Source organism: Candidatus Pelagibacter sp. PS_11 (assembly GCF_059417975.1).
In genome coordinates this window covers 1,027,730-1,047,646 of record NZ_CM182075.1, presented here as the reverse complement: position 1 = coordinate 1,047,646, position 19,917 = coordinate 1,027,730, and the positions used below count along the sequence as shown (strand labels likewise).

The following is a 19,917-nucleotide window of genomic DNA, read 5'->3' as shown; positions in this document are numbered from 1 at the left end:
ATTATTCGTGAAAAAAGTTATATATCTTTTTCGCAACTTTTTCCTCAACACCTTCAACTGATTTAATCTCATCAAAACTTGCAGATTCTACTGCTCTTGCAGAGCCAAAATGGTTCAATAGCGCTCTTTTTCTAATCGATCCAATACCATCAATTTGATCTAATAAGGATTTTGTAATTCCTTTTGCTCTTTTTGCTCTATGAGAGGTGATTGCAAATCTATGTGCTTCATCACGCAGTCTCTGCATAAAGAAGAGGGTAGGGTCATTCTTATCAAATTTAAATGAATTTCCTTTATAGAAAAAAGTTTCATCGCCACTATTTCTTAATTTACCCTTAGCAATAGCAATCATGGGAAGATCGTGTAAACCAAATTCATCCAATACTTCTTTGGCAGATGAATATTGACCTTTACCACCATCAATTAAAATTAGATCAGGAAGAGTTAAATAATTTCCTTTTTCTAACATTGCTCTTTTAAATCTTCTTGTAAGGACCTCTTTTAACATCGCAAAATCGTCTTGTTCAGCACCTTTTGTCTTAATATCAAATTTTCTATATCTTTTTTTAACAAATCCTTCATTTCCAAAAGTAATCATGGCGCCCACACTATTGGTTCCTGAGATATGACTATTATCATAAACCTCAACTAAGTTTAAACCATTTTTAAGATCAAATTTTTTAGCCACACCTTCAAATAAATTTTTATTATTATTTGTTTCATAAATTTTTCTATTAAGTGACTCTTTGGCATTTTTTTCTGCCATAGCGATCACTTTAGCTTTAGTGCCTTTTTTTGCTACATTAATAGAAATAGTATTATTTTCTTTTTTACTTAAAGTTTCTTCAATTAATTTCTTGTCATTAATTTCAGTATTAATAATTATTAATTTTGGAACATTTTTATTTTCATAAAATTGCATCAAGAAGGAAGACATTATTTCAGATACGTCTTGATCAGGATCATGTTTTGGAAAATATGCTTGGTTACCCCAATTTTGTTTGGACCTGTAAAAAAATACCTGAATACAGGTTTTACCAGATTCTTTGTATGCTGCGATCACATCAGCATCAACTAGATTGGCCTCATTAATTCTTTGCGATGATTGAATTATATTTAAGGATTTAATTCTATCTCTAAAAATAGAGGCTCTTTCAAAATCAAGTTTTTCGCTAGCTTCCTCCATCTGTTTAGATAAATTTTTTTGTATATCTCTTGATTTACCAGAGACAAACTGAATTGCTTGATCTACTGATTTTTTATAATCTTCTTTATCAATATAATCGACACAAGGACCAGAACATCTTTTTATCTGATAAAGTATACAGGGTCTTTTTCTATTCTTGAAGGTGCTATCATCACAAACTCGAATTTGAAATATTTTTTGAAGCATCTTAATAGTCCAATTTGCAGTTCCAGCTGAAGCAAACGGTCCAAAATAAAATCCTTCTTTATCTTTTTTTCCCCTATGTTTTGTAACTTGTGCCCATTGGTCTTTATTGCTGATGAAAATAAAGGGAAAAGATTTGTCATCTTTAAGCAATATATTGAATTTAGGTTTATGTTTTTTGATTAAGTTAGCCTCTAAAAGAAGGGCTTCACTTTCATTGGCGGTAGTCGTTATCTCTAACTTAAAAGTTTGAGAAAGCATTCTTGCTGTTCTAATAATGTGGTTTTTTTCAGCAACATAGCTTTTCAATCTATTGGGTAAGTTTTTTGCTTTACCTACGTACAAAATTACATCTTTATGATCAAGCATTCGATAAACTCCAGGGCTTTTAGGAATTAATGGGAGCTCTTTTCTAATTACGTCTTTACCTAATTCAGAGCTCTTCATGACTTCTTTTTTTGGTAATTTGGATACCAACAGAGGCACACTCTTTTATAATTTCTAATTTTTCAATCTGAAGCATAATTTTTCCAATTCGTTTGTCTTTAAATAATACATCAAAGACATCTTCAGCAAGTGTTTCTAAAAAATTATAATGTTTATTTTTTGCAAGTTTTGTAATTAATTTCACAACCTGACCATAATTAACAATTGATTTAATATCTTTGTCATTGGTTGGTTTTCTATCTTCATAATCAATCTCTAAGCTAAATTTTACTTTTTGAGTTTTTTCTTTTTCAAAATCATAATAACCAAGCTTTAAATCTAGAGTTAACTCTTTAATAAGAATTTTTTTTTCATAATTAAATAAACTTTTATTTTTATCTATTTTGACAATATTTAAATTATTTTTTTTCATTCTTTTCCAATTACATCTGGTGTTTGCCAGTTTAAACTTTGTCCACTATCTATTGCTATTACTTGACCTGTAATTGAACTGTTTTTGATAAAAAAGTCAACAGCAGAACATATATCTTGTACATTTACCTGCTGTTTTAAAGGGGTTGCCAAGTACTGCTTTTTAAAATGTTTATCACTCTGTCTTTTATTTTTAATAGTAGGACCAGGGGCTATTCCATTAACTCTTATATTTGGAGCTAATTCCATAGCGCTAGTTTTTGTTAGAGTATAAAGCCCTGTTTTACTTAAAGTATAAGAAAAGAAAAAGGGAGTTAACTTAAAAACTCTTTGATCAATTATATTTATAATATTGTTATTTTTACCTTTAACATTTTTTGAAAATTCTTTTGTAAGATATGCGGGTGCTTTTAAATTTACATCAATATGTTGGTTCCAGCTTTTAGAAGAAAAATTTTTAAGATTATCATTTTCAAATAATGAAGCATTATTAATTAAACAATCAAAATATTTTAATTTTAACTTTGAGAATTTTATAATTTTTTTTAAATCTTGTTCTTTTGCAAGATTACCTTTTACCAAGTAAACTTTTGTTTTATTTTTTGACAATTCTTTTTGTAATTTTTCAGCTTCAGATTTAGAGTTATTGTAATGAATAACCATTTCAACTCCTGGACCTGAGAGTTTCTTTGCAATAGCAGCGCCCATTCTTGTTGCGGCTCCTGTGATAATTATTTTGTTTGCTTCCATTTTTTCTTACCTTTTTGTGCTCTTGTACCAGGTAAGCCCATCTTTGATCTACCTTTTGGATACACTCTATTTTCTTGATTATAGTGTTTTACTTTTGGATTTAATACAATTTCTAACTCTGACGCTTCAAGGTTTCTTATTTCGTCTCTAATTTTTGCAGCTTCTTCAAATTCAAGGTTTGTTGCAGCATCTTTCATTCTTTTATTTAATTGTTTTAAATGTTTCTTTAAATTGCCACCAATATTGTCACCTGTTCCAACTTTTAGGTAATCTTTTTCATAAACACTTTCTAAAACATCGCTAATTTCTTTTTTAATTGAGGTTGCATCAATGTTGTGCTTTTTATTATAGGCAACCTGAATTGCTCTTCTTCTGTCTGTTTCTTGAATTGCTTTTTTTATACTTTTTGTTTCTTTGTCAGCATAAAGAATAACCCTTCCTTCAAGATTTCTTGCAGCTCTTCCAATAGTTTGAACTAAAGAAGTTTCAGATCTTAAAAAGCCCTCTTTATCTGCATCTAAAATTCCAACTAATGCACACTCAGGAATATCAAGTCCTTCCCTTAAAAGGTTTATTCCAACTAATACATCAAATACTCCAAGTCTTAGATCTCTCATGATTTCTATTCTTTCAAGTGTATCGATATCCGAGTGTAGATATCTGACCCTAATACCATTTTCATGAAAGTATTCAGTTAAGTCTTCAGCCATTTTCTTAGTTAAAGTTGTAACCAATACTCTAAAATTTTTATCAATTGTTTTTTTACATTCATGCATCAAGTCATCAACTTGATTTTTTGCAGGTTTTATCTCAACTGGCGGATCAATTAAGCCAGTAGGTCTTATTATTTGCTCTACAAATTTACCTTTAGTTTGCTCTAACTCCCAAGGACCAGGTGTTGCTGATACGAAAACAGTTTGTGTTCTCATTGCATCCCACTCTTCAAATTTAAGAGGCCTGTTATCCATACAAGAGGGCAGTCTAAAACCATATTCTGCAAGATTGCTTTTTCTAGATCTGTCCCCTTTATACATTCCATTTAATTGTGGAACAGTTACGTGGCATTCATCTACAAATATAAGAGTGTTGTCTGGAAAATATTCAAAAAGAGTAGGAGGTGGTTCCCCAGGTTTTCGTCCTGATAAAAATCTAGAATAATTTTCAATACCAGCACAAGAACCAGTAGCCTCAATCATCTCTAAATCAAATTTTGTTCTCTCTTCTAAACGTTGAGCCTCAAGAAGTTTATTTTGTTCTTTAAATTTCTTAAGAGTAACCTCAAGCTCTCTTTTAATTTTTATTACAGCTTGTTCAATTGTTGGTTTTGGAGTGATGTAGTGACTGTTTGCATAAACTTTTATAACATCTAAATCTTTTAATAGATCTCCTGTTAAAGGATCAAATTCTTCGATCTTTTCTAATTTATCTCCAAATAAACTTAACCTCCACGCTCTGTCTTCAAGGTGTGAGGGAAATATTTCAATATATTCACCTCGTGCTCTAAAAGTGCCTCTATAAAAACTTTGATCATTTCTTTTATATTGTAGGTGTACTAAGGTTTTTATTAACTGTTCTCTATTGTAGTCATAATCCTTCTTTAAACTTAAAGTCATTTTACTGTAAGCTTCAACTGAACCTAATCCATAAATACAAGAAACACTGGATACAATAATCACATCATCTCTCTCCAGTAGCGACCTCGTTGCTGAGTGACGCATTCGATCTATTTGTTCATTAATAGAGGCCTCTTTTTCTATATAAGTGTCTGATCTTGGAACGTATGCTTCTGGTGTGTAGTAATCATAGTAAGAGACAAAATATTCAACAGCATTTTCTGGAAAAAATGATTTCATCTCTCCATAAAGTTGAGCAGCCAATGTTTTATTGGGAGCAAGTATAAGAGCAGGTCTATTAGTTCGTTCAATAACTTGAGCCATTGTAAAAGTTTTTCCAGAACCAGTTACACCAAGTAAAACCTGACTTAACTCTTCTTTATTTGCACCTTTAACTAATTTTTTAATTGCCTCAGGTTGATCACCTGCCGGTTTAAAATCTGTTACAAGTTTAAACTTTTGCCCACCTTCCAGTTTTTGGTGAATTTCTGGGTTTTTACTTTGGATTTCAGTAATTAAATCTTGATAAGTATTTTGCATTATCTATAAAACTATTAGAATAAAATTATATTTCAATGAGCATTATATCAGACAGTCTAAAAAAAATTAAACCATCACCAACTATTGCTGTAACTCAAAAGGCAAGGGAGTTAAAGGCTGCTGGAAAAGACGTTATAGGTCTTGGAGCAGGAGAGCCTGACTTTGATACACCAGATAATATCAAACAAGCGGCTATAAAAGCCATTAATGATGGTGATACTAAATATACAGCAGTTGATGGAACTGCTGCTTTAAAAGATGCCATTGTTAAAAAATTTAAAAGAGAAAACAATCTAGATTATACAACTGATCAAATTACAGTTGGTGCTGGCGGAAAACATGTAATTTATAATGCCATGATGGCAACTCTAAATGAAGGAGACGAAGTTATAGTTCCTGCGCCTTATTGGGTTTCGTATCCTGACATGGTTTTATTAGCCGGTGGAACTCCAATTATTTTAGAGTGTAATGAAAAACAAGGATTTAAAATTAATCCAGCTAAATTAGAAAAATCTATAACACCAAAAACAAAGTGGATAATATTAAATTCACCATCAAATCCAACGGGTGCTTGTTATACTGAAAGTGACATTAAAGAAATTGCATATGTTTTAGCAAATCATCCTCATGTTCATATTTTAAGTGATGATATTTATGAACACGTAACATACGAAGGATTTAAATTTTTTACTATTGCACAAATTGATGGCTTGAAAGAGAGAGTTCTTACAATGAATGGGGTTAGTAAAGCTTACTCAATGACAGGCTGGAGAATAGGGTATGCGGCTGGTCCTAAAGATATTATTAAAGCAATTGCTAAAATACAATCGCAATCAACAACAAATCCATCTTCAATTAGTCAAGCTGCAGCTGTTGAAGCATTAAATGGAACTCAAGATTTTATTAAAGAGAGAGCAACTTCATTTCAAGAGAGAAGAAATTTTGTTGTTAAAGCATTAAATGGAATTGATGGGATTGAATGTTTAAATCCAGATGGAGCATTTTATGTTTTTCCAAGCTGCAAAGGATTGATGGGAAAAAAAGATACAAGTGGTAAAGAGCTTAAGACAGATACTGATTTTGTTCAGTCTTTATTAGAAAATAGTGGTGTAGCAGTTGTTCAGGGCTCTGCATTTGGGTTAGAAGGTTTTTTTAGAATTTCATATGCAACTTCAATGGACAATCTTAAAAAAGCTTTAGAAAAAATATCTACTTTTTGTAAAAGCTTAAACTAATGTTAAACGTATATTTAGCAGGTGAAATTCACAGTAATTGGAGAGAAGAAATTATTCAACTTTGTGAAAAAGAGAAATTAGATGTTAAATTTACCTCTCCTGTCACTGACCATGAAGCCTCTGACAATTGTGGTGTAGAAATTCTAGGAGCTGAAGAAAAAAATTTTTGGAAAGATAGAAAAGGCGCTAATATTAATTCAATTAGAACCAAAAAATCTATTCAAGATTGTGATGTAATTATTGTTAAGTTTGGTGAAAAATTTAAACAATGGAATGCAGCTTTTGATGCAGGTTATGCTACTGCACTTAATAAATCTATGATTGTTATTCATAACGATGATCACCAACATGCCCTTAAAGAAGTGGATAGCTCTGCTGTTGCTGTTGCGTCAGATCAAAAACAAGCTTTTCGTATATTAAAATATATTTTAGAAGGATCTTTAAAATAGATCCAACTATCTAGTGGGATAAAAATTTTTCAGCTTCAAGTGCAGCCATACAACCCATTCCTGCAGCTGTTACAGCTTGTCTAAACGTTTTGTCTTTAACATCACCCGCAGCATAAACTCCAGGGATATTCGTCTCTGTTGAATCTGGTTTGGTCAATAAATAACCTTCTTTATCCATTTCTAACTGTTCTTTAAATAAAGCTGTTGCTGGGTCGTGACCAATTGCAATAAATAAGCCATCTATTTTCATTTCTTCAATTTTATTAGTTTTTAAATTTTTAATCTTAATAGCTTTAACATTTTTAGGTTCGCTATCCCCAATAACCTCTTCAACAGCACTATCCCAAATTATTTCAATTTTTTTATTTTCCATTAATTTTTTCTGAAGTAATTTTTCTGCTCTTAAAGTATCTCTTCTATGAATTAATTTTACTTTTGATGCAAATTTTGTAAGAAACATTGCCTCTTCAACTGCAGCGTTTCCACCACCAACAACTGCTACAACTTTTTCTTTAAAGAAAAAACCATCACATGTTGCGCATGCTGAAACTCCAAAGCCTCTATAAGCTTGTTCTGATTCTAAGTTTAACCATCTTGCTTGAGCACCAGTTGAAATAATTATGCTGTCAGCTGTATATTTTTGTCCACTATCTCCAATAGCTTCAAAGGGTGTAGATTTTAAATTAACTGAAGAAATATGATCTTCAATTAGATCTGTTCCAACTGCTTTTGCTTGATCTCTCATTTGATCCATTAACCATGGACCCTGAATTACATCTGAAAACCCAGGATAATTTTCTACATCGGTTGTTGTCGTTAATTGCCCACCAGGCTGAACTCCATAAACTAGAATAGGATTTAGCATTGCTCGGGCAGCATATACAGCGGCTGTATAGCCAGCTGGACCTGACCCTATTATTAACACTTTTGTGTGTTTAATTGGATTTTCACTCATGCAGAAGTTATATAAGGATAAATGACAAAATTAAAAGGGATATTATTGACTGAGGGTATGCACGGCATGATCAGCCAAGTAGAAGGTTTAGCAAAGGCCCTAGATTTAGATTTTATACACGAGAAGATTGAACTTAATAATTTTTGGAAATTATTTCCCCCAAAGCTAACACCAGTTTCAAGTAATGTTTATAAAAAAGTAGAATCTTCTGATTTTGATGTAATCATTTCATGTGGAAGAAAAAGTGTAATTCCATCTATTCATTTAAAAAAGAATTCTAATAAAAGAGTTATTAATATTCATATTCAAAATCCAAAAGTTAATTTTAAAAATTTTGATTTCATTGTGGCACCAGAACATGATGGAATTGAAGGCCAAAATGTTATCAGTACAAAAGGTGCAATTCATTACCTTACTGAAAGTGAAATAAATGAAAATAAAGATTATTTAAATTCATTTATTAAAAAAGATGAAAGAAAAATTTGGACTTTAATAATAGGTGGTCCTACAAAGTATTATGAATATTCAAGAGAAAATATTAAAGCTATTTTTGAAAATTTAAACAACTTAAATAAACAGAACAACTTTCAATTAGTTGTGATCCCTTCAATGAGAACACCAAAAAATATAATTCAATATGCAAAAGATTATTTTGGTGAAAATCATATAGTTATTGAAACTATTGATAAGAAAGCTTATCTATCAGCTTTAGCAATTTCAGAAAAAATTGTAGTAACATGTGACTCTAGCTCCATGATATCAGAAGCTGCTTTAACTGGAAAACCAATCTACGTAGCTAATATTTCACCTAAAAAAAATGACAAAAGATTTCAAAGATTTAGAAATTTATTTAGAGAACTAAATATCATTAGAAATTTAGGTGAAGAAGTAGAAATATGGAGCTATGAAAAATTAGACGAAACTAATAGAGTGGCAAATATTATTAAACAAAAAATAAATTTATAATGTTATTTTTAAACTCTATTCAAAATCAATCTAAAAAACACGAAACTCCCTTTATACACTGGGAATATAATGATGCATTAACCGATGAAGCAATTCAAGAAATTATAACTGCAGATATACCCGATGTTAGCAAACATGATTTAAATTATGATGGTACCCGAGCAATAGATGGAGGTGCTGCTGAATTTAGGGAAGGAATAGCATCAGGTGGAGAAGCTATAAAATTTAGATGTTTTGTTACCAAAGAAAATGAAAAACAATTTCCAAATTTAGTTAAATTTATTAACGAACTTCAATCAAAAGAAACCCATGAAGCTATTTCAAAAATGATCAATAGAGATTTATCAAACTCATATGTTAGAGTTGAAGTTATTTGCGATAGGGAAGGGTTCTGGTTAAAGCCTCACTGCGATATCAAAGAAAAACTATTATCAGGCTTAATTTTTATAAACAATGCCAATGAATCAGAAGACCTTGGAACTGATTTTTATAATGAAAAATTAGAAAAGGTTAAAACAGTTCCTTACAAAAATAATTACGGATATATGTTTGCTAGTGGTCCGAATACTTGGCATGGTATGGAAAAAAAGAAAATAGTTAAAGAAAGACGATGTCTTCAGGTTAACTATGTTACTTTTGAAACAGATTGGAAAGTTCTGTAATTAAATTAAAACTCTTTCATTATTAACAATAACATCTATTAGTCCCCATTCTGATTGCTTCATTATCTCCAAATAAAAGAAAAAACTTATTTTGAACACAGATAACTAAGTAAACATTGTTTTTGTTAATATTTGTATGTAGAAATTCATCATGTTTGAAAAATTAGAAGAATTAGCAAAAAATAATAAAAAAATTTCAGATTTTCATATTAGAACTGGTTGGCCATTAGCGTTTAGGCAAACTGGAGAAATACACAAAATTCAAGAAATTGTTGTTAAAGAACAAGATCTTCAAGATCTAATATCTACTAATTGTAACGAAACTGAAATGAAAAAGTTTAGTGAAACTCATGAACTAGATTCGTCAGTTACATTAAGTGGATTAAGATTTAGAGCTAATTTTTATAAAACTATTCAAGGACCAGCTGCTGTATTAAGAAGAGTAGAGAGCGTTATTCCTGAAATGGATCAATTTGATTTACCACAAGTTCTTTATGATATTGTCGATATGCATAAAGGATTAGTTTTAGTAACTGGACCAACAGGGTCTGGTAAGTCCACAACACTTGCAGCAATTGTAAATGAGATTAATAAAACTAGAACTTCAAATATTATTACAGTTGAAGATCCGGTTGAATTTATTCATAAAGATTTAAAAAGTATTGTGTCTCATCGAGAAGTAGGAAAACAAACCAAAACATTTTCTAGTGCATTAAAAGCTGCACTCAGAGAAGACCCAGATGTAATTCTAGTTGGGGAGATGAGAGATTTAGAAACAGTTTCACTTGCATTAACTGCTGCTGAAACAGGACACCTAGTTTTTGGAACACTTCACACTAGTGGTGCTCCTAATACCATCAATAGAATTATTGACGTTTTTCCACCTGAGCAACAAGCTCAAATAAGAGCACAGATATCTTCTTCTTTAAAGATGGTGGTTACTCAAAGACTTCTTAAAACAAAAGATGGTCAAGGCCGTTGTGCAGCGTTTGAAGTGATGAAGTGTACGCCTCCAATTCAAAACTTAATTAGAGAGGCTAAAATTCATCAAATACCTAGCATCATGCAAACTTCTGTGAGAGATGGTATGATTACTATGACTAAATCATTAGAAGAATTAGTTAAGGCAGGTAAGATAGATGCGAGTGCAGGACGAGAAGATTAAAGGATTTAACGTCCTTGAATTAATTGTTGTCGTTGTACTTATTGGCGTCATCTCAGCCATAGGTTATCCCAATTTTTCTGAATGGCGAAAAGATAGAGAGACTAGAAGCGCAGTACTTAGTATAAAATCTTTAATCGAAGGAATAAATTCACAAGTTCAAAGAGGTCAATATGCATTTGTTCAAGTACATATATTAGAAGAAGTGAATGGCGCAGAAAGAAATTTAATTGTTACATCAAAAGGAATGAAACCAGAAAAACTAGCAAGTTTGTTAAATGATGGAACTAGTGACTGGTGGGCAAAAATTGGTGATCGATGTAATATAACAGACGATGCATATTGGGATGATGATCCAGATCAAGGTGCTGATAATGTTGAAGTAAGACAAATTACTTATGATAATATGGCAACTTCTTGGGAAGGGGATGACGGAGCTATTTGTTTTAGTAAAAATGAGAAATGGTACAGTGGCGCAGGTAAATTACAATCATCCTTGCCTGAAGAGGGGGATGTAGCAAGATCTGTAGATAATACTTTATTTATTTGCAGAAGAACAAATGATCGATCAAGTTGCGATGTTGATAGCGATGGAACACCTGCTTCAGAGCATGATCATTTATATGTTATTGAATGGTCAAGATTTGGCAATGTGATACTTGAAAAATGGGATACAAGAAATTCTGATTGGGTTAAACAATAACAAGATGAAAAAACAAAAACATAATATTTCTGGACTTTCTTTAATAGAAGCACTTGTCTCAGTTGTGATTATTGGAATTGGATTTGTTTCAATTTTACAAATGACAAATTTTTCCGTTCAATCAATAGATAATTCAGGAGATAGAACTAAGGCAAATTTTTTAACTGAGATGATAGTAGAAGACGTCATTGGAAGTAAAAATTCTTTCTATGGAGTAAATTCTGATAATGAAAATATAATCTATAGTACTGATGGGACCGCATCACTAGATGGAGACACATTAAATACATTTTCAAAGCATCTAAGTGACAATAGTTGGAGTGCAGATCTGAGCTGTGGTGGAAGTAGTTCTGATACCACTACACCAGTTGAGAATAAACAAAACATCTATGAAACTCAACAAGTGGATGCTCCTCGAAATAAACAAGCTAAGTGGAATACTATATTTGAAGAAAATAGATTTTTAAAATGTAAAAGCACAACTGAAGAAAAAAAATTGCAAGTATTTGAAATATGTAAGTGGGATGCTTGTGATTATAAATTAGATTCTATAACAGATGAGCCTTTGTACATTGGTAGAGTGGAGATGAAATTAAATGAAGGTAAAAAAAGAAAATTTATATATTTTCAGTCAGACTATAAACTTAAACAATGAATAAAAAAAATTTAAAATCTATTGCTGGTCTTACATTAATTGAGATTTTAATTAGTGTGGTGGTGTCATCGATAATGATGGCTGCAATTTATACAACTTATTCAATTGTAAATTCAACTTATACTCAAGTGTTAGAAAAAGCTAAAGTAAGCAGATCTTCTAGAGATTTAATCGAGTTATTAATTCGTGATACACGAATGGCAGGATTTAAATATTATTTAGGTGATAATGATTTGGGTTTTCCAGTAGAAAGTTATTTAGAATTTGTTGGTGGTGCTACTACGGTAAAAGATAGCCATGATCCAATTGTGATAATTCCAAATGAACTTGGACATTCACTAAGTGATGCTATTGCTACTCCAACTCCAAAACATAACTTAGATGATACTTGCTGTGATAAAATTCATATTGTTTATGATGATTTTAATCAAAATGATGCTACTCAACCTTACAAAAGATATAAGCTAACTTATTTTGCAAATCCATTATCAGATGGTTCTAATGCTGATGGCCCTATAAATCCAAGATACGGCATATACAAATCCAAAATTAGTTGGCAACAAAATATTGGTCAAGAAACTGGAAGTTGGGTTTCAGATTGTTCCGAGTGTTATCACAATGAATTAGTAAGAGATTATGTTGAAGATATGGAATTTATTGCATTAGATCAAAATGGAAAAGTTTTAAGTCCTTACCCAAATACAAATTCTGAAGCTTCGAGGGGAAATTTATATAAAATTAGAGCAGTAGATATTAGGATCGCATTTATTTCTGAAAAGCCTTTCTTTAGATTTGAAAGTAGGACAGGAAATGAAAGACAATTAAGTGGATTTTCTAGAGCGATAAGATCTTTTTCAGATAGAAACTTAAGGGATAATGTAGTGGTGACCGTATACACAAGAAATATTGTTGGACAGGATATATTTTAATGAAAAAAAATAATCAAAATGGATTTACACTAATTTTATCACTTGTGATGTTATTAGTAATGTCGTTGATGGGAGGCGCTTTAATTGTAATTTCTTCAGGGGATCATCAAAGCAATAATACTAGTGATCAATATCAACAAACTTTTTATGTTGCTGAACATGCCTTAATTGAAGCAGAGAAAAGAATAATTAACAGAATGATTGGACCTTGGACAGAAGTGAGTACGATTACCACACCACCAGTTGGATCTACACCTACAGAGATTACTGCTCACAATAATTATATTGAGCAACTTACAGCCACAGCAATTGATGGCTTTGCAAGAAACACAGATGGAAGAGATACTCCTAGAAATACTCTTACTCCTGTAGAAACTCCTTGTTTTAAAAGTTTTAGAAATTTAATCAGAAATGATGCTGGGGGAAATTTATCTTTAGTTACAGATCATTTTACTAATCAAAATTTTGGAAGTTTAATTGAGCCAATTTTAAATACCCCAAGTGATGTAGGATTAGAGGCAGATGATGCGGAAAAAGAAAAAGAATATTTAAAAAGGTATAGATATGAGTTTTTTTCAATTAATGTTGGTTCCTCTACCTTTAAAGGAGCAGGGGCTAGTCTTAAAAAAACCTCTACTAACGCTCAAAGACAAGGAACAGCTTATAGAATATATGGTTGTGGATATTTAATGCCTAAGGGCGCAGAATTAGGCGAATTTGAGGATCCTGAAATTTTAATTCCTTTAGAAACTTTAATTATTTTATCTAGTTAAACACAAAATGAGCACCATAATCATTACTTTAATTACAATCTTTTAAAATACGGGCTATTATTAATGATAATGAAAAATATCTTTATTGGATTGTTATCACTTTTTTTATATTTCAGTTCATTAACCATGAGTGGGGCGTGTGAATTTTTAAAAGAACAAATTGGTACCCCAGTTTCAAGCATCATTGAAAAATATGATAATTTAGACGAGCCTCCGGGTGGTGGTGATCCAACTGCTACCTACGTTAAAGAATATGACAGTTTAAATTTATGTGAAAATTCTCAATTAGAAAATAGTGTTTTAAAAGTATTTATTAAAGAAGGAAAACTCATTGGAACTGAAATTGAAGGTGCTTTGGGTGAAGCAAAAAATAACAAAATCATAGACTTTGCAAAAACACATTTAGGGTACAAAAGTGAAGTAGATTTTGATGAAGAGTGGACAGGGGCTATATCTTTGTCATCTTTTGGTGATGACGTCATTTATGGTAGAGTTAGTGATTCAAGTGGAATTTATGAAATGTTAATTATTACAAAGCCAGAGTTTGATTCATTTTTGTTCGGACCTAATGTCATAAAGTTTTTTTAATTTATGAAAATATTATTTAAATTATTTAGTTTATTAATTTTAATTATTAATTTTAATCAAACATCTTATGCAAAACCATTGCCACCTGGATCAGGTGAAGGGGATGTACCAGCTAATATTTTAATTTTATTAGATAGCTCCGCTAGTATGAGACGTACATTAGGAGATGGTATTCCTGTTATAAGCTCTGCTGCAATCGATGGAAATGGAAATAGGGTTTTAACAAGTGCCGATAAATCGCTGGGAGGATTATATCTTTTTAATTCTGCCGGTGAGAGAATTAACTTTACTGGAACCAATCAATCAGGCGGATCTTATACAAGAGATACTTGGTGGGCAGGAAGTAATACTGATCAACGATGTGATTACCGTTTAAGGGATGGATCCAGAACAACTAATCATCTTATTTCTACAACTAGAAAATATCATGAAGCTCGCTATGTAACAGGAGTAACTGTTCCAGGAACTAATATCAGTAACGAAAATCTTTTATTTGCTGTTCAATTTGATGATAGGTCCTCTTCTGTTGCAGTTATTGCCCTTGATACACAATATAGATGTAGACTTGCACTAACGGTAAATAGTGTAAAACATATTCGCGGTATGGACATTAGTGCTAATGCAGCAGGACATATTATTGTAGGAGTTTTTGGTAGATCGGGTAGAAAAAATGCTTTTCAAATGACCTGTAATCTAAATCAAGCTGATTGCGAAGAAATTACAGGTAGAGGTAAAGGTCAAACGGATGTGTTTGGCAGAATATATGACGGAAACCGTTATAGATTAAATAGCGACTCTACAAGAATGTATATTTCTGATGATGGGAATCTTTATGAATATGCAACAAGAAATGTTGGAGGACAAAATGTAATTTCATATGCCTGGGGTGAAAAAAAGGAGTGTCGTGCTAGCCGTAACTCAACTATAAACCAAATTACACAATTTGAGTTATCTAGCAATGACGATGATATTTTTTTTGTAGGAGGTAGCGGAAGAGAACTTGTAAGAGTACAATGGACTGCTGGGTACAACATTTGTACACGTATTACCGGTCTAGGAACCGCTAGTTCACTTTCAAACGCTGGTCAAGCTGCTGGAAATTTAGCTGCTGATAGCGTTAGAGTTACAAATGCACTAACTGCTATAAGTAAATCTGGTGGGAGAATTTTATTTAGTCATAATAGTTATGTTGATGAATTAACAGAAGCTAATTTTACATCTTCAAATAGAAATACAGCTTGGCAAATTCAATATGGTGGGCCAAAAATAACAAGACTAGACGGAGCAAAAGCAGCAATTATTGCCGTTTTGACAGATAGTACTTTAACTAGTGGTGCTAATTTTGGTTTTGGTCACTGGAACGCTGGCGAAGGTAGTCAGGGAAAAACTGGTATAAGAGGTGGCAAATATTGCCATGGTAGTGGTACTTCTTGCAATTATTATGGAGGTTGGTCCGGCAATCATCCTGCTGGTCGAAGCAGAATATGTACTGGTAATTCTTGTTTAAATGTTGGAATTGGTCCAGAGGGTGCTGGTAACGCTATTCCTGTTGTTGAGAGATTAGGAGTGGAGTGGGGCACAGACTCTGAAGCATTTTCTCAGATTGCTCATGATTATTTTTTTGGTCCAGTTTCTCCTCATGACCCAAACTCTGACTGTCAGTTAAATTATGTAATTGTTATTGGTGATGGTGAGATGTCTGGTACAGGAACTGCTTCAACTAGTTTTCAAGGGCGGACGGCAGGCAGACTTACGAGAATGAGAGAGGAATTAGGAATTAAAACTTTGATGGTTGCTTATGGAGATGGAATAAAAGCTAGTGGTATGAATAGATTTAATGAATTAGCTTTAGTTGGTTCATGTGATGCAGCAGGTGGTGAAGATTGTGAACAAACTATTGTAGCCACTACACCTCTGGAACTTCAGACTGAGCTTCAGCAGAAAATTAGACAAATTTTAGCTGAGCGATTAGCATTTACCGCACCATCCATTACAGCAACCATTCAACAAGGGGGTTCATTATACCAAGCGCAATTTGCTTATGAACAATTTGGAGAGTGGAAAGGAACCATATTGAGGAAAACTTTAAATGCAGATGGAACAGTTGAACATGATCCTAACGCACCAGGAAACTGGGATGCAGCAGCTCGAGTAAGAACGCAAGCAGCTGGCGGGCCTACAGATCCTGGTACAGCTGATAGCAGAAATATATGGACACCCATTGCAGATCAAAGTTTAGATTATTTAGGAAATTGGGATAACGTTAATGAGGCTACTGCACCAACTTTAGAACCTGAGATGGAAAGACTAGGATATGTTCTTAGAAATTATCATTCCTCAACATCAAAATGTGGTGGAGATGATACCACAGATGATGAGCGAGATGGAATTCTACGTTTTTTAGCTGGTCAAGATTTTTTTGATTATGATGGAGATTGTGACACTACAGAATTAAGAAGCCATGTTCTTGGAGATATATATCATTCTCAATTAATTGAAATTGGCGCACCAGATGGAAATACCCAATTTACTGATAATAACCAAGAAGCTTACTTTAGAACTATAAATAATTATCAAGCCTTTAAAGCTTCACAACAAAGTAGAAGAAATATTTTATATGCAGGTTCTAACAGTGGATTACTCCATGCTTTTTCTGCTGAAACAGGAAATGAAGAATGGGCATTCTTACCACCCTTTTTAATTGGAAAATTACCTACATTAATTAACTCCAGACTTGATGGAGCAATTGATGGATTTAAGGGAGGTAGTAATGCAGTGTTTGGAGTAGACGGCTCTCCAGTTGTCCATGATGTGTTTATGAAAGGCTTAACTCCAGAGGGTGATGTCGAAGGTTCCGCTAGTTGGCATACCATATTATTCCAACCGTTTGGAAGAGGTGGATCTGGTTTTTCAGTATTAGATGTAACCACTCCACTAGTAAGAGATGGTTTAGGACCAATGCATATGTTCAGTGTATATAATGATTATATTAATAATGTTGTATATATCATGGACAACGAAGGAGAAGTTAGAGAATTAGAGTATTTTTCAAGCTCTGCAGAAATATCTGCTTCAGATGAAGCCCTAAAAGCGCAATCAAATTTTAATGAAGCTGTTACTGCTGATGAAGCCATCGACTCGGAGACGACTACTAATCAAGATGCAATTGCTGTATGTCAGTCTGATGCAGATGTGACTGGAGAATTTAAAACTGCTGGAACTGCTTCTTGTTACATAGGAAGAACTTTCACTTTTAGTGATATATCTTTTAATACCCCAAATAATCAATCCATACCTGAAAACATGATAAATGTTTCAGAAATGGTTGATGGTGAATTTTTGCCAGTAGAATTTTCAGATGCAAGAATGATCGATGGCCAATTTGTAATTACTTTTGATGAAGATAAAATTTATAATCCAGGTGGAAGTGTAAATGAAACAAGAGAAACAACAAATATATTTGTTCAAACCTCATGCACATCATCTTCTGGAATTGATCCATTCTTTGACTATAGTAAATTAGGTGAAACTTGGTCAACACCAAGGATTGTAAGATTACCATCAGACATTGAAGCAGAGAGAGAAGACCCAGCAAATGATAAATATGTTGCAATTATGGGTGCAGGAATGGCTAATAATAATTTATGTGCGGGCTCTGCTTTGTTTATGGTTGAATTAGACAATATGGATGAGCCAGGAAAACTTTACGGTGGAGATCAAAACGGTGGACCAATTACAATTGTTGATACATCGCCATCAGGCGTGGCTCTTGGAAATGATATAATTGAAACACCTAACGGTAGCAATATTAATAATGCGGTTCCAACGTCCCCACTTGTGATCACTCCTGATACTGGATTTGGAATTCCTTGGCGTGGGGCAATGGTTTATATTAATGATAGAGAAGGAAAAATTACTAAAATAAATTTAACAGACTCTACAAAAAATGATGCTAAATTATTTGATCAAACAACCTTATTTAGATTAAACGCAAGTACTACCAATAAAAGATATACTTTTTTCTCAATGGATGCAGGTGTAGGAGTTACCACAAAAGATTTTTGGTTGTTTGGAGGTACTGGAGACTTTAATAAACTTGGAGATATAGATAGAAATATGGATAATATTTTATATGGGATTAGAGATTTTGATTATCCTTATTTTAAACATTTAAATGGAGTGACTATTCCTTCATTTGATGATCAAGCTTTTACATCCACAGCTCATCAAGGAGCTGATAATGCTAAATCGATTGATGATGCAACTGTTTGCTCAGATGTTACAGGAGATACTGATGCTAGTCTTTGCCCAGATTCTGCAGAAAGTGCCTGGGTAATCCATTTAGATACACAAGGTGATAATAATTCACACAGAAAAGCATCTGCCCCACCAACTTTATTTAAAGGACAAGTATATTTTCCAGTTTATGAACCGCCTCCAGGATCAAATCGATGTAATATTGGAAATGCATATATTTGTGTAGCAGATGATGAATGTGGAACTAATAATTCACATAAACTTGTTAAAGGCGCAGAAGCTAACGGAAGCAACTGTACATTCATTAGAGAAGGGGTTTTATCTGAATTAGTAATATTTGGTGACAAACTTTACGCAAACGTTGCAGGGCCTAGTGAAGACAGTGATACTTTATATTCTGTTATAGCTGTTCCTGGTGAGATCTTGTCAAATACAGGTGGTTGGAGAGATACAGGATATTAATTCAAGTTATAACACTCTCACAAGTGGATCTAAGAAGCTGAAAACAACCTAAAATAGGAATATATAACCCACACAAACATATCAAGCATAGTTATAAATATAATTGCCAAACCAACAATTGAATCTTGTTTTATTTTTTTTCTCCATTTGATTGGAAAAAAATTTAAAGAATATGCATAAACTAAAATGAATATATTTAATGATGCAATAATAATGTTGATAAATAAAAAAGTATTCATTTAGTTAATCAAACCTTTCAGCTTGTTCTTTAATTTGTCTTTTACTGTATTCTCTATTTGCTTGATATCCAAATTTTTAACAGCATCTAATAAATTATTACTCATTATTTTTTCTCGTACATCAACCACCATGTCTTTAAATACTTTTTTTAAAATATCTTTGTAGTTTTTACTATCCTTAGTATTACCAATATCTTTAAAATTCATATCATTAATTGTAAAGGTTTTTTCAAAATCAAAATCAGAAGATAATACGGCTAAATTAATATTTTTAGCATCTAGGTTTTTAATATTAAAGTATTTGCTTGATTGAGAGTCGGTATTTTTAAATTCAAGATCTTGTTGAAGATTTCTTAGATTGTCTGAAGTAATTCTGTCAGAAAATTTAAAATAATAATTTAAATTTATATTGTTTAATTGAACATCGTTAATCAATATATCATTAGAAAAAATTGAGAATGTATCTAAATTTACTTTAACAAAATCTACTTCTGCTAAATTACCATCAAACTTTTTGTTAAGTATCTTAATGTTATTTGCACGAGCTTCACCACTTAAATAATCAATACTTAATTTTTTAATTGATACTTCTCTATTTAATGAACTTGAAATATTATCTTCTAATATATTTTTAATTAATCTGTCTCCTATAAATTCAACCAATATATAAAAAGATAAAGTGAATATGGTTATTATGGAAAGAAATTTTTTCATACACACTGATCTATATT

Annotated in this window: 18 protein-coding genes; 11 read left to right on the top strand and 7 right to left on the bottom strand. The window is 32.2% G+C overall.

Annotated features, from left to right (window positions below; all coding sequences use genetic code 11):
* Position 1: 1 nt before the first annotated feature.
* Genes uvrC through uvrB form a run of 4 tightly spaced genes read right to left on the bottom strand, consistent with a single transcriptional unit; the run spans position 2 to position 5,151 of the window.
* A complete protein-coding gene (uvrC, locus tag AC5SLT_RS05480) occupies positions 2–1,837 on the bottom strand; it encodes an excinuclease ABC subunit UvrC (RefSeq protein ID WP_494591601.1) in 1,836 nt (611 codons plus the stop codon).
* Positions 1,824–2,249, bottom strand: coding sequence for a dihydroneopterin aldolase (locus tag AC5SLT_RS05475; protein ID WP_006997825.1), 426 nt, complete (start codon positions 2,247–2,249; stop codon positions 1,824–1,826). The genes uvrC and AC5SLT_RS05475 overlap by 14 nt, the downstream gene beginning before the upstream one ends.
* The gene (locus tag AC5SLT_RS05470; protein WP_494591599.1) at positions 2,246–2,998 is read right to left on the bottom strand and encodes an SDR family oxidoreductase; all 753 of its coding nucleotides are present in this window, start codon (positions 2,996–2,998) and stop codon (positions 2,246–2,248) included. The genes AC5SLT_RS05475 and AC5SLT_RS05470 overlap by 4 nt, the downstream gene beginning before the upstream one ends.
* Entirely contained in the window at positions 2,980–5,151 is a 2,172-nt protein-coding gene (uvrB, locus tag AC5SLT_RS05465) for an excinuclease ABC subunit UvrB (protein WP_494591597.1), read from the bottom strand. Before uvrB ends, AC5SLT_RS05470 begins: the two co-directional genes overlap by 19 nt.
* Before the next feature lie 35 nt (positions 5,152–5,186).
* Here uvrB and AC5SLT_RS05460 point away from each other — a divergent pair, with 35 nt between their 5' ends.
* A complete protein-coding gene (locus tag AC5SLT_RS05460; RefSeq protein WP_006997828.1) occupies positions 5,187–6,386 on the top strand; it encodes a pyridoxal phosphate-dependent aminotransferase in 1,200 nt (399 codons plus the stop codon).
* Positions 6,386–6,835, top strand: a complete 450-nt coding sequence (locus AC5SLT_RS05455) for a YtoQ family protein (protein WP_494591595.1) — start codon at positions 6,386–6,388, stop codon at positions 6,833–6,835. Before AC5SLT_RS05460 ends, AC5SLT_RS05455 begins: the two co-directional genes overlap by 1 nt.
* Before the next feature lie 10 nt (positions 6,836–6,845).
* On the opposite strand, the gene trxB is transcribed toward AC5SLT_RS05455, so the two are convergent.
* Positions 6,846–7,790: a thioredoxin-disulfide reductase gene (trxB, locus tag AC5SLT_RS05450; RefSeq protein WP_011281457.1), complete on the bottom strand. Its 945-nt coding sequence runs from the start codon at positions 7,788–7,790 to the stop codon at positions 6,846–6,848.
* 21 nt (positions 7,791–7,811) lie between these two features.
* Here trxB and AC5SLT_RS05445 point away from each other — a divergent pair, with 21 nt between their 5' ends.
* The 9 genes from AC5SLT_RS05445 to AC5SLT_RS05405 all read left to right on the top strand — a co-directional run bounded on the left by AC5SLT_RS05445 (position 7,812) and on the right by AC5SLT_RS05405 (position 18,947).
* The gene (locus tag AC5SLT_RS05445) at positions 7,812–8,756 is read left to right on the top strand and encodes a mitochondrial fission ELM1 family protein (protein ID WP_494591593.1); all 945 of its coding nucleotides are present in this window, start codon (positions 7,812–7,814) and stop codon (positions 8,754–8,756) included.
* Positions 8,756–9,418, top strand: coding sequence for a hypothetical protein (locus AC5SLT_RS05440; RefSeq protein ID WP_494591592.1), 663 nt, complete (start codon positions 8,756–8,758; stop codon positions 9,416–9,418). The genes AC5SLT_RS05445 and AC5SLT_RS05440 overlap by 1 nt, the downstream gene beginning before the upstream one ends.
* 151 nt (positions 9,419–9,569) lie before the next feature.
* Positions 9,570–10,583, top strand: a complete 1,014-nt coding sequence (locus AC5SLT_RS05435) for a type IV pilus twitching motility protein PilT (RefSeq protein ID WP_006997834.1) — start codon at positions 9,570–9,572, stop codon at positions 10,581–10,583.
* Positions 10,558–11,283, top strand: coding sequence for a prepilin-type N-terminal cleavage/methylation domain-containing protein (locus AC5SLT_RS05430; protein ID WP_018413520.1), 726 nt, complete (start codon positions 10,558–10,560; stop codon positions 11,281–11,283). The genes AC5SLT_RS05435 and AC5SLT_RS05430 overlap by 26 nt, the downstream gene beginning before the upstream one ends.
* Positions 11,284–11,287: 4 nt before the next feature.
* Positions 11,288–11,938, top strand: coding sequence for a prepilin-type N-terminal cleavage/methylation domain-containing protein (locus tag AC5SLT_RS05425; protein ID WP_006997836.1), 651 nt, complete (start codon positions 11,288–11,290; stop codon positions 11,936–11,938).
* Positions 11,935–12,867 carry a PilW family protein gene (locus AC5SLT_RS05420; RefSeq protein ID WP_006997837.1) on the top strand — a complete coding sequence of 311 codons (933 nt, stop codon included), beginning with the start codon at positions 11,935–11,937 and terminating at the stop codon, positions 12,865–12,867. Before AC5SLT_RS05425 ends, AC5SLT_RS05420 begins: the two co-directional genes overlap by 4 nt.
* Positions 12,867–13,640: a pilus assembly PilX family protein gene (locus AC5SLT_RS05415; protein WP_006997838.1), complete on the top strand. Its 774-nt coding sequence runs from the start codon at positions 12,867–12,869 to the stop codon at positions 13,638–13,640. Before AC5SLT_RS05420 ends, AC5SLT_RS05415 begins: the two co-directional genes overlap by 1 nt.
* Positions 13,641–13,709: 69 nt before the next feature.
* Entirely contained in the window at positions 13,710–14,228 is a 519-nt protein-coding gene (locus tag AC5SLT_RS05410; protein WP_494573926.1) for a pilus assembly protein, read from the top strand.
* Between the two features lie 3 nt (positions 14,229–14,231).
* Complete coding sequence (locus tag AC5SLT_RS05405; RefSeq protein WP_494591589.1) at positions 14,232–18,947, top strand: PilC/PilY family type IV pilus protein; 4,716 nt, start codon at positions 14,232–14,234, stop codon at positions 18,945–18,947.
* Positions 18,948–18,976: 29 nt separating this feature from the next.
* Here AC5SLT_RS05405 and AC5SLT_RS05400 read toward each other — a convergent pair whose 3' ends face one another.
* Both AC5SLT_RS05400 and AC5SLT_RS05395 read right to left on the bottom strand, forming a co-directional pair.
* On the bottom strand, positions 18,977–19,186 hold the full coding sequence (locus tag AC5SLT_RS05400) for a hypothetical protein (protein WP_006997841.1): 210 nt from the start codon (positions 19,184–19,186) through the stop codon (positions 18,977–18,979).
* Positions 19,187–19,900: a hypothetical protein gene (locus tag AC5SLT_RS05395; protein ID WP_494591587.1), complete on the bottom strand. Its 714-nt coding sequence runs from the start codon at positions 19,898–19,900 to the stop codon at positions 19,187–19,189.
* Between the last annotated feature and the right edge of the window lie 17 nt (positions 19,901–19,917).

Coding starts and splice junctions, on each gene's coding strand:
- AC5SLT_RS05435 (WP_006997834.1), top strand. CDS start 9,570: ATGTTTGAAAAATTAGAAGAATTAGCAAAAAATAATAAAAAAATTTCA.
- AC5SLT_RS05410 (WP_494573926.1), top strand. CDS start 13,710: ATGAAAAATATCTTTATTGGATTGTTATCACTTTTTTTATATTTCAGT.
- AC5SLT_RS05395 (WP_494591587.1), bottom strand. CDS start 19,900: ATGAAAAAATTTCTTTCCATAATAACCATATTCACTTTATCTTTTTAT.
- AC5SLT_RS05475 (WP_006997825.1), bottom strand. CDS start 2,249: ATGAAAAAAAATAATTTAAATATTGTCAAAATAGATAAAAATAAAAGT.
- uvrB (WP_494591597.1), bottom strand. CDS start 5,151: ATGCAAAATACTTATCAAGATTTAATTACTGAAATCCAAAGTAAAAAC.
- AC5SLT_RS05425 (WP_006997836.1), top strand. CDS start 11,288: ATGAAAAAACAAAAACATAATATTTCTGGACTTTCTTTAATAGAAGCA.
- AC5SLT_RS05405 (WP_494591589.1), top strand. CDS start 14,232: ATGAAAATATTATTTAAATTATTTAGTTTATTAATTTTAATTATTAAT.
- uvrC (WP_494591601.1), bottom strand. CDS start 1,837: ATGAAGAGCTCTGAATTAGGTAAAGACGTAATTAGAAAAGAGCTCCCA.
- AC5SLT_RS05430 (WP_018413520.1), top strand. CDS start 10,558: ATGCGAGTGCAGGACGAGAAGATTAAAGGATTTAACGTCCTTGAATTA.
- AC5SLT_RS05420 (WP_006997837.1), top strand. CDS start 11,935: ATGAATAAAAAAAATTTAAAATCTATTGCTGGTCTTACATTAATTGAG.
- trxB (WP_011281457.1), bottom strand. CDS start 7,790: ATGAGTGAAAATCCAATTAAACACACAAAAGTGTTAATAATAGGGTCA.
- AC5SLT_RS05470 (WP_494591599.1), bottom strand. CDS start 2,998: ATGGAAGCAAACAAAATAATTATCACAGGAGCCGCAACAAGAATGGGC.
- AC5SLT_RS05440 (WP_494591592.1), top strand. CDS start 8,756: ATGTTATTTTTAAACTCTATTCAAAATCAATCTAAAAAACACGAAACT.
- AC5SLT_RS05415 (WP_006997838.1), top strand. CDS start 12,867: ATGAAAAAAAATAATCAAAATGGATTTACACTAATTTTATCACTTGTG.
- AC5SLT_RS05460 (WP_006997828.1), top strand. CDS start 5,187: ATGAGCATTATATCAGACAGTCTAAAAAAAATTAAACCATCACCAACT.
- AC5SLT_RS05455 (WP_494591595.1), top strand. CDS start 6,386: ATGTTAAACGTATATTTAGCAGGTGAAATTCACAGTAATTGGAGAGAA.
- AC5SLT_RS05400 (WP_006997841.1), bottom strand. CDS start 19,186: ATGAATACTTTTTTATTTATCAACATTATTATTGCATCATTAAATATA.
- AC5SLT_RS05445 (WP_494591593.1), top strand. CDS start 7,812: ATGACAAAATTAAAAGGGATATTATTGACTGAGGGTATGCACGGCATG.